Below are 709 nucleotides of genomic sequence, written 5' to 3'. Positions count from 1 at the left end.
GTCAGGACTAGCAGTAATTTTCAAATCAGAACCTGAAATACTAAAGGCAGCATTATCAGTATCTCCAGTTCCAGCAACAAGAGCATACGTAAACGAACTAGTATCAACATCTGTTGTAGAAAGCCCTCCAACAGTGGAGTTAGCCGATACATTTTCATCAATCGCAGCAGCAGACAGCGTAATATCTGTTGGCGCTTCGTTTAAATCATTAATGGAAATAGTAAAAGCTTTTTCAAAAGTAGAAGTACCATCGAAAGTGCTTACACGAACCGAGTAAGATGCTTTGGTTTCAAAATCAGGACTAGCAGTAATTTTCAAATCACTACCAGAAATTGTAAACGCAGCATTATCGGTGTCTCCAGTTCCAGCAACAAGAGCATACGTAAACGAGCTAGTATCAACATCGGTTGAAGACAAAGTTCCAACAGTTGAATTGGCCGCCACATTTTCATCAATAGCAGCAGCAGACAACGCAATATCCGTTGGCGCTTCATTGATATCATTAATGGAAATAGTAAAGGCTTTTTCAAAAGTGGAAGTTCCATCGAAAGTGCTTACACGAACGGAATAGGATGCTTTGGTTTCAAAATCAGGACTCGCAGTAATTTTCAAATCAGAACCTGAAATGCTAAACGAAGTATTATCGGTGTCTCCAGTTCCAGCAACAAGAGCATACGTAAACGAGCTAGTATCAACATCTGTTGAAGAC

1 protein-coding gene is annotated in these 709 nt (G+C 39.9%); it reads right to left on the bottom strand.

The features are described from left to right. Positions 1 to 709 (bottom strand): hypothetical protein (locus tag ACSVH9_RS16300; protein WP_438064628.1); only part of this gene is annotated, 709 nt, incomplete at both ends.

It is taken from the genome of Flavobacterium sp. RSSB_23, assembly GCF_051547145.1.
Taxonomy (GTDB): domain Bacteria; phylum Bacteroidota; class Bacteroidia; order Flavobacteriales; family Flavobacteriaceae; genus Flavobacterium.
Note: the sequence above shows the minus strand (reverse complement) of the source record. Positions and strands in the feature narration are given on the sequence as shown.